At 71.9% G+C, this 14,483-nt stretch carries 18 protein-coding genes; 12 read left to right on the top strand and 6 right to left on the bottom strand.

The window, feature by feature from the left end; genetic code table 11:
- The first annotated feature begins 46 nt into the window (after positions 1-46).
- From OIE67_RS17405 to OIE67_RS17385, 5 genes are all read left to right on the top strand, one after another.
- The gene (locus tag OIE67_RS17405; RefSeq protein WP_326641534.1) at positions 47-427 is read left to right on the top strand and encodes a MerR family transcriptional regulator; all 381 of its coding nucleotides are present in this window, start codon (positions 47-49) and stop codon (positions 425-427) included.
- Positions 424-1,044, top strand: coding sequence for a GNAT family N-acetyltransferase (locus OIE67_RS17400; protein ID WP_326641532.1), 621 nt, complete (start codon positions 424-426; stop codon positions 1,042-1,044). Before OIE67_RS17405 ends, OIE67_RS17400 begins: the two co-directional genes overlap by 4 nt.
- Before the next feature lie 223 nt (positions 1,045-1,267).
- The gene (locus tag OIE67_RS17395; RefSeq protein ID WP_326641530.1) at positions 1,268-1,639 is read left to right on the top strand and encodes a hypothetical protein; all 372 of its coding nucleotides are present in this window, start codon (positions 1,268-1,270) and stop codon (positions 1,637-1,639) included.
- A gap of 114 nt (positions 1,640-1,753) precedes the next feature.
- Entirely contained in the window at positions 1,754-2,602 is an 849-nt protein-coding gene (locus OIE67_RS17390) for an LLM class flavin-dependent oxidoreductase (RefSeq protein WP_326641528.1), read from the top strand.
- A gap of 43 nt (positions 2,603-2,645) precedes the next feature.
- On the top strand, positions 2,646-3,425 hold the full coding sequence (locus OIE67_RS17385) for a TetR/AcrR family transcriptional regulator C-terminal domain-containing protein (RefSeq protein ID WP_326641526.1): 780 nt from the start codon (positions 2,646-2,648) through the stop codon (positions 3,423-3,425).
- A 78-nt stretch (positions 3,426-3,503) separates the two neighbouring features.
- Here OIE67_RS17385 and OIE67_RS17380 read toward each other — a convergent pair whose 3' ends face one another.
- The 3 genes from OIE67_RS17380 to OIE67_RS17370 are packed head-to-tail and all read right to left on the bottom strand — an operon-like array spanning position 3,504 to position 5,541.
- A complete protein-coding gene (locus OIE67_RS17380; protein ID WP_326641524.1) occupies positions 3,504-3,848 on the bottom strand; it encodes a DUF4180 domain-containing protein in 345 nt (114 codons plus the stop codon).
- A 37-nt stretch (positions 3,849-3,885) separates the two neighbouring features.
- Positions 3,886-4,293: a helix-turn-helix domain-containing protein gene (locus OIE67_RS17375; protein WP_326641522.1), complete on the bottom strand. Its 408-nt coding sequence runs from the start codon at positions 4,291-4,293 to the stop codon at positions 3,886-3,888.
- Between the two features lie 45 nt (positions 4,294-4,338).
- A complete protein-coding gene (locus tag OIE67_RS17370; protein WP_326641520.1) occupies positions 4,339-5,541 on the bottom strand; it encodes a winged helix DNA-binding domain-containing protein in 1,203 nt (400 codons plus the stop codon).
- A 103-nt stretch (positions 5,542-5,644) separates the two neighbouring features.
- Between OIE67_RS17370 and OIE67_RS17365 the strand changes: the two genes are divergently transcribed.
- The 4 genes from OIE67_RS17365 (at position 5,645) to OIE67_RS17350 (ending at position 10,142) form a co-directional block, all read left to right on the top strand.
- Positions 5,645-7,183, top strand: coding sequence for a phenylacetate--CoA ligase family protein (locus OIE67_RS17365; protein ID WP_326641518.1), 1,539 nt, complete (start codon positions 5,645-5,647; stop codon positions 7,181-7,183).
- Positions 7,180-7,626: a DUF4188 domain-containing protein gene (locus OIE67_RS17360; protein ID WP_326641516.1), complete on the top strand. Its 447-nt coding sequence runs from the start codon at positions 7,180-7,182 to the stop codon at positions 7,624-7,626. Before OIE67_RS17365 ends, OIE67_RS17360 begins: the two co-directional genes overlap by 4 nt.
- Positions 7,623-9,611 (top strand): nitroreductase family protein, encoded by a 1,989-nt coding sequence (locus OIE67_RS17355; protein ID WP_326641514.1) that lies wholly within the window; start codon positions 7,623-7,625, stop codon positions 9,609-9,611. The genes OIE67_RS17360 and OIE67_RS17355 overlap by 4 nt, the downstream gene beginning before the upstream one ends.
- 162 nt (positions 9,612-9,773) lie before the next feature.
- Positions 9,774-10,142 (top strand): GNAT family N-acetyltransferase, encoded by a 369-nt coding sequence (locus OIE67_RS17350; protein WP_326641512.1) that lies wholly within the window; start codon positions 9,774-9,776, stop codon positions 10,140-10,142.
- 30 nt (positions 10,143-10,172) lie between these two features.
- On the opposite strand, the gene OIE67_RS17345 is transcribed toward OIE67_RS17350, so the two are convergent.
- From OIE67_RS17345 to OIE67_RS17335, 3 genes are all read right to left on the bottom strand, one after another.
- On the bottom strand, positions 10,173-10,676 hold the full coding sequence (locus OIE67_RS17345) for a DUF4760 domain-containing protein (protein ID WP_326641510.1): 504 nt from the start codon (positions 10,674-10,676) through the stop codon (positions 10,173-10,175).
- Between the two features lie 12 nt (positions 10,677-10,688).
- The gene (locus tag OIE67_RS17340; RefSeq protein WP_326645379.1) at positions 10,689-11,474 is read right to left on the bottom strand and encodes an alpha/beta fold hydrolase; all 786 of its coding nucleotides are present in this window, start codon (positions 11,472-11,474) and stop codon (positions 10,689-10,691) included.
- A 136-nt stretch (positions 11,475-11,610) separates the two neighbouring features.
- The gene (locus OIE67_RS17335) at positions 11,611-12,441 is read right to left on the bottom strand and encodes a nucleotidyltransferase domain-containing protein (RefSeq protein ID WP_326641508.1); all 831 of its coding nucleotides are present in this window, start codon (positions 12,439-12,441) and stop codon (positions 11,611-11,613) included.
- Between the two features lie 89 nt (positions 12,442-12,530).
- Here OIE67_RS17335 and OIE67_RS17330 point away from each other — a divergent pair, with 89 nt between their 5' ends.
- The 3 genes from OIE67_RS17330 to OIE67_RS17320 all read left to right on the top strand — a co-directional run bounded on the left by OIE67_RS17330 (position 12,531) and on the right by OIE67_RS17320 (position 14,471).
- Complete coding sequence (locus OIE67_RS17330; RefSeq protein WP_326641506.1) at positions 12,531-13,115, top strand: ArsR/SmtB family transcription factor; 585 nt, start codon at positions 12,531-12,533, stop codon at positions 13,113-13,115.
- A 1-nt stretch (position 13,116) separates the two neighbouring features.
- The gene (locus tag OIE67_RS17325) at positions 13,117-13,845 is read left to right on the top strand and encodes an SRPBCC family protein (protein WP_326641504.1); all 729 of its coding nucleotides are present in this window, start codon (positions 13,117-13,119) and stop codon (positions 13,843-13,845) included.
- Between the two features lie 143 nt (positions 13,846-13,988).
- Positions 13,989-14,471 carry a metallophosphoesterase family protein gene (locus OIE67_RS17320; RefSeq protein ID WP_326641502.1) on the top strand — a complete coding sequence of 161 codons (483 nt, stop codon included), beginning with the start codon at positions 13,989-13,991 and terminating at the stop codon, positions 14,469-14,471.
- Positions 14,472-14,483: the final 12 nt, after the last annotated feature.

Here is a 14,483-nt window from a genome sequence, read left to right as displayed (position 1 = left end):
CTGAAACCTTCACATCAATGTGAAGGCAAATCCGGAGGAAGCACGCATGAGGATCGGGCTGTTGGCGCAGCGCACGGGCGTTCCGCCGCGCCTGCTGCGCTACTACGAGGAGCAGGACCTCCTGCACCCCGAGCGCGCCGACAACGGCTACCGCGACTATCCGGAGTCGGCGGTCCGGCTGGTCCAGCAGATCCGCGGCCTGCTCGACTCCGGCCTCACCACGGAGATCATCCGGCGCATCCTGCCGTTCCTGGACGATCCCAGCCGGATCCACCTGCATCCGCAGTGCCTCACCCCGGACCTGGCCGCCCTGCTGGAGGCCGAGGCGGATCGCCTCCAGGAGCGCATCGACTGCCTGTCCCGCAACCGCGACGCCATCCACGCCTACCTCGCCGCCGTACGGGCGCTGCGGAGCGGACCGGCGTGACGACCCTGGCCGAGATCCTGGCGAACGTGCGGCGCGGTCGCTTCCCGGCGGCCGACGGCGGGCTGACGATCGTGCCGCAGCCCTCGCCCCGCGACCTGGGCGTGCTGTCCTTCACCGCGCACGCGGTGGTCTTCGCCGACGCCGACCCCGCCTGGATCCGCGGCCTGCTGCCGCCGGGCGACCTGTCGGCGCCGCTCGGGCCGGCGTTCCTCCAGGCGCTGGCGGGCCGTACGGGGCGCGGCATCGGCAACGTGGACCTGCTCGGCCTGGCCGCGCCACTGCCGGGACCGCCGCCGGTCGCGCTGGACGAACTCACCCGCAGCGACCACCCCCGGGTGGCGCGGGCCCGCCGCTACCGCGACTCCGTCCGCGTGTGGACGGCCGCGGAGGGCGGCCTGCTGACCGTGGGGCGCGGGGTGGCGGGCCGCTGGGAGGCGGCGGTCGAGGTCGAGCCGGAGTGCCGTGGCCGGGGCCTGGGGCGGCGGCTGGCCGCGGCGGCCAGGCACGTCGTGCCCGAACCGGTGTGGGCGCAGGTCGCGCCGGGGAACGTGGCGAGCGTGCGGGCGTTCCTCGCGGCCGGGTACGCGCCGGTGGGCGCCGAGGTGCTGCTCGCCTGACCGTAGGCGTCTGACCGTGCTCGTCTGACCGTCGGCGGTTGAGCCTGTGTGCCGGACCGTCCGCCGCGAGCCGGCCGCGTACACCCCTGCCCTGGAGCCCGGTGGTGAGTTTGCTGGTAGAGGGTCGCCTGTTGGGTGAAACGGGGTGTGGCGCTGCCTTCGTCGCCCAAGATCGCTCCGTAGAGTGATGGCCGATGTCACTTCGTGATTACAGGGGGAGATCATGAGAAAGAGCCTCATCGCCGCCGGGAGTGCGCTGCTCACCGCGGCCGCGCTGTTCGGGACCACCGGCACCGCGGCCGCCGACATCTGGACCGACTGGAACCACACCTACCCGAAGGACTGCGGTGTCGGCCTGAACGAGGACACCACGTACCACCACGTCACCGACCACGGCGTCTTCGCCGGCACCCGCGACGCCGACGGCTGCAAGAGCGGCGAGCACCACGGCCACCACGGCGACCACTGGTACGGCCAGTACGGTGACCACGACGAGGTCCGTAAGTGGCTGCACCGCAACTGGCCCACCAGCGGAAACGGCAACTGGGTCGGCCACGGGCTCGGCCCCGGCGTCGGCGCGGGCGTCCGCGGCTGACCTCCCGTCACGTGACCGTCCCGGCACCCGCGGTAGGGGTGCCGGGACGCTGCGCGTCCCCACCTGAGCGGTGCTGGATTTCCGCGGTGGGTGATCACTCGATAGCCTGACCGGGTGCGACTAGGTGTGAACGTCCCCAATTTCGGTCCGGGCACCGACCCCGGCATGATCCGCCACTGGGCGCAGACGGTGGAAGGGCTCGGGTTCGATCTGCTCATGGTCTCCGACCACGTGGCGATCACCCCCGACGTCGCCGCGAAGTATCCCGCGCCCTTCTACGAGCCGTTCACCACGCTCTCCTGGCTGGCCGGCGTCACCACGCACGTCGCGCTCGGCACCACGGTGCTGATCGTCCCCTACCGTCATCCGCTGCTGGTGGCGCGCATGGCGGCCAACCTCAACGACCTCAGCGGCGGCCGGCTGGTGCTGGGCGTCGGGATCGGGTGGGCACGGCAGGAGTTCGAGGCCCTCGGGGTGGCCCACGACCAGCGCGGCCGGCTCACCGACGAGCATCTGGCGGCCATCACCGCCGCCTGGGCCGACGAACGCGACTACCGCGGCGGCGTGCCGATCTGGGTCGGCGGCGAGAGCCGGGCGGCGCTGCTCCGCACGGTGCGCTTCGGCCAGGCCTGGCACCCGCTCTGGAACACCCTGCCCTACCTGCGTGAGACCTATCCGCGTGTGGTGGCCCTGGCCGCGGAGCAGGGCGTGGCCGCCCCCGCGCTGGCCCCGCGGATCCAGCTGCGGGTGACGCCCGAGCCCGTGACCGGCACCGACCGGCTGGCCGGCGTGGGCACGATCGAGCAGATCATGGACGACCTCGAAGAGCTGCGCGTGCTCGGCGCGGAGACCGTGGTGCTCGACCCGTTCCACGGTGACCCCGAGCAGACCCTGCATCCGGAGACGTCGTGGGAGATGCTCGCCGCGGTGATCGCGCGGAGATCGGGGAAAGAACGCCGCTGATATCCTTATGCCGTAAAGAATTGTCCAGGACGGGGAGTTCCGCTTGGTCGTCTACGCAGGTCAGGGTGACGCGCGGCGGTCCATGGCACTCCTGTGGCGCAGCGGCGAGCCGGGCGAGGTGCGGCCGGGCCCCAAGCCGGGGCTGAGCGTCGACGCGATCGTGGAGGCCGCGATCGCGGTGGCCGACGCCGAGGGCATGGCGGCGCTGTCCATGCGGAAGGTGGGCCTGCGGCTGGGCCGCACGGGCATGGCGCTGTACACGTACGTGCCGAGCAAGGGCGAGCTGGTCGACCTCATGTACGACCGCGCCCTGGCCGAGTTGCCCTCCGCCTACGACCTGAGCCGGGGCTGGCGGGCGGCCGTCGCCGCGTGGGCCGAGGACACGCTGGCCTTCTACCTGCGTCACCCCTGGGTGCTGCAGGTGTCGCAGGCGCGGCCGGTGCTGGGGCCCAACGAGTTCGCGATGCTGGAGAGCGTGGTGGCGGTGCTGCGCGCCACCGGGCTGCGCCCGCGCCGGCTGCGCGGGGTGGTGGCGCTGCTGTTCGACTTCGTCAGGGGGGCGGCCAAGACGGTCAGCGAGTCGCGGCTGGCGCCGTCGGAGACCGGGGTCTCCGACGAGGAGTGGTGGCAGGCGCGCTCGTCCCTGCTGGAGGAGGTCGCGCCGGGGTTCGCCGCCCGGTTTCCGATGGTGGCGTGGATCGAGTCGGAGGACGACGGGCCCGGCGGCGACGAGCCGTACCTGGAACATCGGGTCAGCGAGACGTTCGCGGTGGGGCTGGGCGTGCTGCTGGACGGCATCGAGACGGCCGTCAAGGCGGGCTGAGCTCCGCCGAACCGGCCGGACGGCTTCGGGGCGGCCGTGCGGGCGTCGCCGGTCGGGCGCGGGCGGAGATCGGTGACGTCAGCCGAGGGTCGCGTGGCGGGTGGTCAGTTCCTCGTCGTCGCGGACGAACCAGAGCTGGCGGCCGCGGTTGCACTCGTAGATCCAGTCGCGCACGGACGAACTGCTCGCGGCGTGGCCGGCGACGTCGCCCACGATGGCCAGGCCGATGCCGTACTGGGCGAACTTCTGCGTGATCTCGCCCGCCACGCCGTTGCTCAGCGTGAAGAAGCCGCCGGGCAGGCGGTCGGCGGGCACGGAGACCCAGGTGGCGCGCGTGGACCAGGCCTCGCCGATGAGGTCGAGCACGTCGCGGACCTCGCTCAGGGGCCGGCCGTCGGGGTCGTAGCGCAGGATGTCGGTCATTTCAGGGAATCTCCAGGAAACGGGTGGGAGCCGGGGGTCAGGGGCGTACCAGCGCGTCGATGAGGCGGAGGACCTGGGCGCTCTCCTCCAGGCCGCCCAGCACGACGACCTTGAGCTGCTCGCGTTCCTCGTCGTAGACGAACTGCACGCGCACGCCGCTCGGCTCCCCGCCCAGCGCGCCCAGGACCGCCGTGCTGAGCCGGTCCATCGCGGGTCTGGGCAGGCCGTCGACCTGCACGATGCTCGACACCTCCGCGCGGCGGGACGCGGCGGGCCCGGCCGGCGTCACGGGAACGCCGGTGAACGCCTCGAGGTCCTCCTTGGCGATCCGGTATCGCCTGCCGATCCTGACGGCGGGCAGCCGCCCCTCGCGTACGTAGTTGCGGACGGTCTTGACGTGCAGCCCGAGCAGATCGGCCACCTGCTCGACGGTGTATCGCTCCATATCACTCCCTATTATGCCGTACGAAAGGGAGTCACATGGAGTCTGTCAGGCGTGCGCACCCACGGTGACCGGGCCGATGGTCAGGCGCGGCCGGGCCTCCAGCACCTCGCCCAGCCGCTCCACCTGCTCCTCCAGCTCGCGCGACCGGCCTGCGGTGAGGTCACGCAGCGGCTCGACCGTGACGTCGATCCGGTTCCCCGAGCGCCGCTGGTGCCAGACGCCGGCCACGTTCCCGTCCACCAGCAGCACGGGGAAGTTGCCCGCCTGGCCGCCGGCCAGCGCCCGCGCGGCCGCGTCGCCCGCGTACAGGAGCTCGCGGGGCCGGCCCGCCACCACGTACGCGTCGAAGTACGGCAGCAGCCGCACGCCGCGCGGCGGCTCCTCCGGCACCGCGGTGTCGCCCGCGAGGACCCAGGCCCGCCGCCCCTCGAACAGCACCTCCTCCAGCTCCACCGCGCCGAACCCCTCGCCGGCCCAGCGCACCGGCCCGCCGGCCCAGCGGGCGAAGTCCTCGGGCGTGGCCGGCCCGTACGCCGTCAGGTAACTCGTGACGAGCCGGGCGAGCCCGTCCGTCACGGGCGGCGCGTCCGGCGGGGCGGTGTAGGTGACCTTGCGGCCCCGTACCGGTCCAAACACGAACGCGCCCCGGTGCGCCGCGAGTGCCATCGCCTGCCGCCAGCGCGGCCAGTAAGCCTGGAAGGCGGGCATGACCAGGTCTGCCGCCCACGGCCCGGTGGCGGCGACGACCGCCTCGCTCAGCTCGTCGATCGTCAGCGCGGCCCCGGTGACAGCCTTCCGGATGGCCTCGACCACCTGCTCGGTCTGCTCGCCCGTCATCCTGACGTCGCCCGTGGCGACGGGGGTGGCGGCGGGGGCCGACGACAGGGCGCTGACCCACATCGGCAGGTCACGGGCGGGCAGCAGGTGTACGGTGCCGCGCGGGCCGTGCGTCTTGACCAGGGTGCGCTCGCTCCACAGCGCCTCGCGGACGGCGGCCCGGGTGACGCCGGGCAGCCGCAGCCCGATGGACGCCTCGGCGGCCGACATCACCTGCGCGTGCGCCCCGCACATCGCCGCCACCGTCGCGACGGGCCCCGCGGCGTCCGATCCCGCCGCATCCGGCCTCGCCACGTCAGGCCCGGTGGGGCCCGGTGGGCGGCCGTTCAGGCCGGCGCGTTCCAGCCGCCTCGCGCTGACCTGCGGCCACGACAGTTCGATCACCATGTCCTCCTCGTCCGGTGCACCCACGCTAGAAGAGAACGCGGAAAGGTTCGTTCCGCATGTGCGCCGTTATACCGATGAAAGTGGACTTAAAGCGATCTTTCATCTGATCGCACTAATGTCACCCGTCATGATCCGCCTCAGCCCCGCCCTCGGGCCGCTCACCCCTCGCCAGCGCTGGCGCAGAGCCCGGCTCCAGGCCTACTCCTGGGCCCTGACCGGCGCGTACCGGCTGGGCGCCCTGCACCCCGCCGTCTGGCGGCTCGTCGCCCGCGGCTACCACCCCGCGCTCGACCGGGTCGCGGCCAGGCACGCGCGGGTGGCCTGCCAGTTCGCGGCCGTGGACGTGCCCGCCTACCGCCACTTCCTGCGCGCGAACGGCGCCGAGCAGGCCCGCGGGCTGGCGGACTTCCCCGAGACCACCAAGCAGAACTACGCCGGGGTCTACGACGAGGCGAGCCGCTGCCAGGAGGGCCGGCTGCACCGGCCGGGCGTGATCGTGGACGAGTCGTCGGGGTCGAGCGGCAAACCGTACAACTGGGTACGGGGGCCGCGCGAGCTCAAGGGCATCTACCGCAACGCGGCCGGCTACATCGAGCTGGTCTTCCCCGGCGAGCGGCTGTTCGTGATCAACGCGTACTCGATGGGCGCGTGGGCCACCGGGACCACCACGGGCGCCGCCATGGCCCGCATCGCCATGGTCAAGAACACCGGCCCCGACCTGGAGAAGATCGCCGACACGCTGGAGCACTTCGGGCCGGGCTACGACTACGTGGTGGCGGCGTACCCGCCGTTCCTCAAGCATCTGCGCGACCGCCTCGACGAGGCGGGCTTCCCCTGGGCCGAGTACCGCGTGCGCGGCATGGTCGGTGGCGAGGGCATGACGGAGGCGCTGCGCGACTACCTGGAGGAGCGCTTCGAGGAGGTCCGCTCCGGCTACGGCGCCAGCGACCTGACGATCGGGATGGGCGCGGAGAGCGGGTTCAGCGTGCGGCTGCGCAAGCGGCTGGCCACCGACCAGGACCTGCGCGACCGGCTGCTCGGGCCGGGCGAGCAGCGGCTGCCGATGATCTTCCACTACAACCCGCTGGAGACGTTCCTGGAGGTGAACGCGGACGGCGAGCTGCTGTGCACGATCAACACCAAGAGCTGCCTGCAGCCCAAGCTGCGCTACAACGTCGGCGACGAGGCTCGGCTGCACACCCTGGCCGAGGTCAGGCGGGCACTCGGCGACGACGCGTACGCCCGCATGTGGACCGACGAGCGGATGAGCCTGCCGCTGCTGTTCCTGTTCGGCCGCAAGGACTCGACGATCTCCTACATGGGGGCCAACCTCTATCCGCAGGACGTCGAGTACGGCCTCTACCAGGGCAACCCGCACGCCGCCGCGATCAACCGGTTCTGCCTGTCGCTGGAGGAGCTGCCCGGCCTGGAGTACCGCCCGGTGATCAACCTGGAGGTGCGTGGCGAGGTGGACAGGGACGATCTCGTGGCGATCTGCCGCAAGGGCGTCGTGGCCCACCTGAGCGCCGTCTCGCGTGACTTCGCCGAGTCGCTCAAGGAGGACCCGTCGGCCGCCGACCTGCGGATCAGAGTGTTCGGGCTGGGCGAGGGGCCGTTCGCGGGGCTGACCAAGATGAAGAACGTCTACCTGGTGAAGGACGCATGAGGACCACAGACTTCAGCCAGGCGCCGCCGCAGGGGCGGGCGACGGCGATGTTCGTCGGGGCGACCCGCTACCGGGGGCCGCTGTCGATCATCAAGCTCACGCTGACCTGGTTCCGGATGGTCCGTGACATGAAGCGCATGCGCGGTTACCGCTGGCACAAGATCTACTGGGAGTTTCCGTACACGCTGGGCACCATCGCGTTCTTCGAGGACCGCGACGCGCTGCTGCGCTTCGCCCGCAGCCGGCACCACCGCGAGCTCATGCGATGGGTGACCGACGGCACCAGGAACGCCACCGCCGGCTACATCCGGCTCTACAACGCCGAGCCCGAGGGCTACAGCAACGGCGCGTGGCGGGCCGAAGGCGGCCCGATGGCGCACATCGAGACGTTCACGCCGCTGTCCACCGAGGACGGCGAAGGCCCGCGGGTGGTGCGCCCGTGAGCCCTGGATCGCTGAGCCGGGTCGAGACGCGCCGCGACCTGCGCGACTTCCTCGCGCTGACGGACCGCCTGTACGCGGGCGACGAACGTTTCGTGCCGCCGCTGCACGCGACCGTGCGCGGGTGGCGGCGCCGCGGCGTGCCCCTGTACGTGCTGCGGCGCGGCGGCCGGGTCGTGGCCAGGACCACGCTGCACACCGACGCCGCCCTCGACGCCAGGCTCGGGCGGGCCACGCGGCTGTTCGGGCTGACGGAGTTCGCCGAGGAGGCGGCGGAGGAGCTGTTCGACGGGATCGCGGCGGCGGGGGGCGGGCGGCCGCTGTTCGGGCCGGTCTCGCTGCTGCCCAACCAGGCGGGCGGCGTCATCACCTCCGGCTTCGCCGAGCGCGGCTTCATCGACAGCGCCTGGAACCCTCCCTACTATCCGGCCGCGTACGAGGCGCACGGCTTCACCCGGCGCTTCGAGTCCGACACCTGGATCTGCCCCGTGCCGGACAAGCCGGTCTTCGCCTTCGACGACATCCGCCTGCGGGCCGAGGAGCTGCGGGTGCACCGGGGCGACCGGCGGCGGGTGAAGGAGCAGCTGCCGATCCTGCGGGAGATGCTGAACGCCAGCTTCGCCTCGCTCGGCTACTACACGCCGATCTCGGCGGAGCAGCTGGCCGAGCAGACGGACGGGCTGGCGTACCTGCTGGACGAGGCCCTGCTGCTCTATCTGACGAAGGCGGGCCGGCCGATCGCGTTCGTCCTGTGCCTGCCCGACATCTCTGCCTTCGTGGCCCGGATCCGGGGGAACCTGCATCCGCTCAACCAGCTCCGCCTGCTCGCCACCCGCTCCCGTTTCCGCCGTGAGGCCGTGCTGATCGTCAAGGGCACGGTCCCGGACGAGCAGGGGCGCGGCTACATGCGGCTGCTCTCGCGCGAGCTGCACGACGGGCTGCGGCGGGGCGGCTACCACACGCTGCGCAGCACGTACGTGGAGCGGACCAACCCGGGCTCGGCCGCCCAGTACACCGCAGATGGGCGGCCGGCCGCTGCACGGCTACACCTTCTACGCCAAGGACCTCGTGTGAGAGAGCTGCGGGCGCTGGAGCCCGACTTCTGGCGTGCGCCCAGCGCGCACAACACCCAGCCGTGGACGCTCACGTACGACGGTGACGAGGTGGCCGTCGGCTGGGACCCCGCCCGCGCCCTGCCCGTCAGCGACCCGACGGGGCGTGACCTGCGGCTCAGCCTGGGGGCGTTCGTCGAGTGCTGCCTGATCGTGTGCGCGGACGCCGGCCTCGACGTCGCCTTCCGCCCCGATCCGGGTCCGCTGCGGGTGGGCTTCCTGCACGCGGCCGAGCGACGGTACGAGACGCCGTTCACCACGGCCGACGTACGGGCCAGAGGGGCCAATCGCGGCGAGTACCACGGCGGGCGGCTGCCCGAGGAGGTGGCCGGCGCCATGGAGGGGATGCGCCGGCTCCCCTGCCGGGACCTGGCGGACCTGCTGCACGCGGCGGACCTGCACCAGTTCGGCGACCGGCGGGTGACGCGGGAGCTGCGCGCCTGGCTGCGGCTGACCCGGCGGCACCGGCGCTACTTCCTCGACGGCCTGAGCGACCGGGCCCTCGCGCTCACCAGGGTGGAGGCGCTCGGGCTGCGCGCCTCTCTGGCCCTGTACCCGGCGCTGCGGCGGCTCGGCCTGCCCAGGGTGCTGGCGGGGGCGTCGCGGGGGCTGCTCGACTACGACGGGGACGTGCTGGTGCTGGTGGGCGACGTCACCGAGGAGGTCGGGCTGGGCCGGGCGCTGATGCGGAACTGGCTGACGTTGTCCGGGCTCGGGTACACGACACATCCGCTCAGCCAGGTCATCGACTGCGAGCCGACCAGGGAGGTGCTGGCGGGGCGGCTGGGGGTGTCCGATCCGGAGACGCTTCTCCACGTGGCCCGCGTCGGCCGCCCGAAGTCCCCGTCCCCGCCGTCGGCCCGCTGCCGCTCATGACCGCACTGAGACGGGGCAGCGGTGCCGGGGCCGGCCCGGTGCCGGTGACGGCGTCCAGCAGGGCGCTCTTGCCCACCACGTTTGAGCCGAGCAGCTCCTCAGACAGCTGGTGACATACCCGGACCGCCACCCGGCACGGCCCAGAATGACATGCTTCGACCTATGAGCGTCGAGCACAGATCCATCCAGATCCGTCCCGTTCGCGCAGAAGATCGCCAGGCCGTCATGGCCCTCGTCTCCCGGCTGGGCGAAGGGCTGCCCGGATGGACCGACCCCGACGCCGTCGTCGAGGCGGCCAGGCAGTGGCTCGCCGGCTACTTCACGCCCGAACAGGACCATCCCGGCGCCGCGTTCGTCGCCGAAGCCGAGGGCGAGGTCGTCGGCGTGGTCTCGGTCAACACCCGTCGCCACTTCACCGGGCCGATGGAGGCCTACATCGGCGAACTGGCCGTCGCCCGCCGCTTCTACGCCGCCGCGGGCTACCGGGAAGAGGCCATCCGGTTCACCCGCGCCCTCGACCAGCCGGTCTGAGCGCCAAGCCGCCCGCCTCCGGCATCGCGTTCAGCGACGCAATACCACCTGCATGTCGGTCGGCGGGTGGTCGCGCAGATCAACCGCGAAATGCTCCAGGATGTTGAGTATCGAACTGCCGGGCAGCCCCTGCAGCTCTCGCTCCTTGCGCACGAACGGTTCGAGTGCGGCCCAGGCTTCGACATAACGCCTGCGCAGCAGGGACCCGATGAACTCCCGGTCGATGACGTCAAGATGCGCGAGGATGCTGTAGAGCTGGAAGAAGTATCCGATGTCGTAGATCTTGCGCTGGACCTCCTCGTCCAGCCCGGAGATGCCCAGGTCACTGGAGAGTTTCGGTAGCTCGTTCCTGATGAAGGCGTAGTTGCGGTGAAACTCCAGCGAGCGGAACTCCTTGAGCAGTTCGACGAGCGGGCCGACATGGTTGCCGTGCCGTTGCGCCTTGAACTGGTTACGCGCCAGCAGCGCCGAGGTGACCAGAGCCAGGATCGACACGATCACCGCTCCGATGTTGATGAGCACGGACACGTCCACGATGGCATCCCCTCATCCGCCGATAAGTCCGAGCCGGGTCAGGAACTGGTGCAGTGCCTCGTTGACCGCGTCAGGACACTGCACGTGCGGCCAGTGCCCGCCGCAGCGCGGGCGCAGATCCGCTGTCGAGATCAACGGGTTGAGCGTCCGGAGCAGCCGCAGGTCGGTGTCGCGCCGGGACCTGATGTACAGGGCGGGCACCGTGACGCGGCGCCACAGGTACTCCGGCTCGAAGGCCAGAACGCTGTGCCAGAACGGCTTGGCGACGTGGATGGGCGTGCGTTCCAGCGTCCGGAACACCGCGGCCCGGCCGTGCTCGCCCGTGCCCCACGCTCGGGTCATCGCGCCCATGAAGTGGCGCCGCCAGTCACTATTGTCTGATTCGATGGAACGTGCCCGGTTTGCCTGGAGCTCGGGCTCCGTGAGCGCGATGGTGGAGTCCACGACGACGACACCACGCACGAGATCGGGTCGTGTCGCAGCGACCAGGAGGGCGGCGATGCCTCCTGCACTGTGCCCGACCAGGACGATCTCGCCCAAGCCCCGCCTGACCAGGTCGTTCTCCACCGCCGCGGCCACCGTCGCCACCCCGTACTCGCCACCGGGCAGCGGCGGTGACGCGCCATGGCCGGGCAGATCCAGGCTGAGCAACAGCAGCCGCCGATCGAGGCCCGCGAGCTGGGCAGCGAACTGGTCGCGGGCGCAGCCCACGCCGTGCAGGAACACCACGACAGGGGCGTGCTCCCCCGCGGTCGCCGCCCGCTCGGTCGCCGCCAGAGGCGGTTGGTCGTCCGGCATCGCCAGTACAACGCTCGCGGATCCGCCGCGGTTCCGGCGGTACGACGCGCGCTCCACGAAAGTTCCGGGTGCGGGCTTGAGCGGTCAGGCAACCGGGCGCCGGCTTGAGCGGTCAGGTGCTGCGGGCCGTACCCTGTCAGGTGCCGCAGACTGTGCGGACGTCGGTGATGAGGTGGGTGGCGGCGTCGATGGTGTGGCCGATCTGCTCCGGGGTCTCCCCCACCGCCGCCAGGAGTGCGCCCGCCCGGTCGCCGAAGCCGTCCGGGGCCGACGGGAGCCGGTCGGCTGAGGCGATCATGCCCTTCTCGTTGATCAGCCAGGTCTCGTCGGCCGCGTGCAGTGCGTGGCAGGCCACGCCGATCGCCCGGAACAGGGTCGCCGCCGCGTAGGCCGGGTCGCGGCCGGCGGCGCCGTACCGGGCGGTCGTCAGGGCGAAGTCGCACTCCCACAGCCCGCCGATCAGGGCCTCCCGCAGCGCGGGAGGGTAGCGCTTGGTCTCCTCGCGCAACGCGGCGAGCTCGCCCCCGGGGTCGGCCAGCACCTGGCACAGGGCCACCTCGCCGGCGTAGGCGTGGGAGTAGAAGCCGAGCGGGTGGCCGACCTGGAAGCCGATCTCGTAGCGGCCGGCCAGGCAGTCGTCCCAGATGCGGCGTACCCGGTCGAGGTCGCGGTAGATCCAGTCCACCCGCCAGCCGTCCACGGTGAGCCAGCCGCCCCCGTCCACCCAGGGGCCCCAACCGCCCGGCTCGGTGATTTCGGTGTCCTGGCCGGTCAGCTTCGCGGCGAGGGTACGCAGCTCGCCGACGTCGAGGTCGCCGCGGTAGTAGAGGCCGAGGTCGATGTCGGAGTCGGGCCTGTGGGTGCCGCGGGCCCGGCTGCCGCCCAGGACGACGGCCGCCACCCCGGGGACGGCGGCCAGCCTATCGGCGATGCCGGCGAGGTCGGGGGCGGGATCGGGGGTACGCACGGTGTCAAGGGTAGACGTTCGCCCTCACCCGTGACGGCCGGCCACTCGGCTTCTTGACAAGGATTTTTTTCGGTGGCATCGTTCAGCCCATGCACGAAGTGGCGGTGATCGAGGACCCCGCGGCGGCCGAGGCGTCGCTCGACCCCATGCGCTCGAAACTGCTGTCCGAGCTGGTCGAGCCGGGTTCGGCGACCTCGCTGGCCGCCAAGGTAGGCCTGGCCAGGCAGAAGGTCAACTACCACCTGCGCACGCTGGAGCGGCACGGGCTGGTGGAGCTGGTCGAGGAGCGCAAGAAGGGCAACGTCACCGAACGGGTGATGCAGGCGACGGCCGCGTCCTTCGTGATCTCGCCCGTCGCGCTGGCCTCCGTGCAGCCCGATCCGGGCCGGTTCTCCGACCGGCTGTCGGCGCGGTGGCTGCTGGCGCTGGCCGCGCAGCTCGTACGCGATGTCGGCACGCTGATCACGGGGGCCGCCAAGACGCGCAAGCGGGTGTCCACGTTCGCCCTCGACGGCGAGGTGCGCTTCGCGTCGGCGGCCGACCGGGCGGCGTTCGCGGAGGAGCTGGCGCAGTGCGTCACCTCACTTGTCAGCAAATATCACGACGAGAGCGCCGAGGGCGGGCGGGACCATCGGCTGATCGTGGCCGTCCATCCCGCGGTGAAGGAGCACTGACGTGGGGCACGGGTTCGAGCTCCCCCAGGAGGCGCAGGTCGGGGCGAGTCCGGAGGAGGTCTGGGAGGCCATCTCGACCGGCCCCGGCATCGACTCCTGGTTCATGGGGCGCACCGAGGTGGCCGACGGCGTCGTCCGCACGGCGTTCGGGCCGTTCGAGCTGCCGCCGTCCACCGTGACCGAGGCCGAGCCGCCGGCCCGCCTGGCGCACGGCAGCGACAAGGGCGAGGACGGCCGTTTCGTCGCGTACGAGTTCATGATCGAGGGGCGGGAGCGGAGCAGCACCGTCATCCGCATGGTGACCAGCGGGTTCCTGCCGGGCGACGACTGGCAGGACGAGTTCGAGGCCATGTCCAGGGGTCTGGAGATGTACTTCGCGACGCTGGTCGAATACCTGAACCACTTCGCGGGGCGGGCCGCGACCCCGCTCACCGAGTTCAGCCCGCCCGTCACGGACTGGCCGCACGCGTGGGAACGGCTGAACGCGGCTCTGGGCGGCCCGCCGTCACCCGGCGACCGGATCCGCTTCGGGCCCGGGGACGGGGTCGAGGGCGTCGTCTTCTATCGCAACTCCCAGACGGTGGGGGTGCGGACCGGCGACGCGATCTACCGCTTCCTCCAGGGGTTCGGCGGTTCCATGATCGCCTCACACCTGCTGTTCGGCGGTGGCGGGGAGGAGCAGGGCACGCGGTGGCGGGAGTGGCTACGGGAGCTGTACGACCCGGCATGATCGACCCAGGCGAGCCTGGCCGGTTCGTGCGGCCGGCTCGCGAGGGTAAAGCGCGGGTGAGGCGCGGGTGAGGCGCGGGTGAGGCGCGGGTGAGTGGGGGTCGGTCGCGGGTGAGGCGCGGGTGAGTGGGGAGGACTGAGCGGGTGAAGGTGGTCGCTCTATCCGACACGCACGCGCCCAGACGCTGGCGCGAGTGCCCGCCGCGGGTCGCCGGGCACCTGCGGGGCGCCGACGTCATCCTGCACGCGGGTGACGTCTGTGTCCCCTCGGTCTTGGACGAACTGGCCGCCTACGCTCCCGTGCACGTCGTCAAGGGCAACAACGACGGCCCCGACGTGAAGGCGCCGGAGACGCTGGAGCTGACGCTGGACGGCCTTCGGGTCGGGATGATCCACGACAGCGGTCCGGCCAAGGGCCGCCTGGCCCGGATGCGCCGCCGCTTCCCGGACGCGGACCTGGTGGTCTTCGGGCACTCGCACATCCCGCTCGACGAGTCGGGCGAGGGCCTGCGGATCTTCAACCCGGGCTCCCCCACCGACCGCCGCCGCCAGCCGCACGGCACCATCGGCCTGCTCACCATCAAGGGCGGCTTCCTGACGGCGGCGGAGATCGTCCCCGTCACCTGATCCGGCACCCGG

The organism is Nonomuraea fuscirosea (genome assembly GCF_035917475.1).
GTDB classification, from domain to species: domain Bacteria; phylum Actinomycetota; class Actinomycetes; order Streptosporangiales; family Streptosporangiaceae; genus Nonomuraea; species Nonomuraea fuscirosea.
Note: the sequence above shows the minus strand (reverse complement) of the source record. Positions and strands in the feature narration are given on the sequence as shown.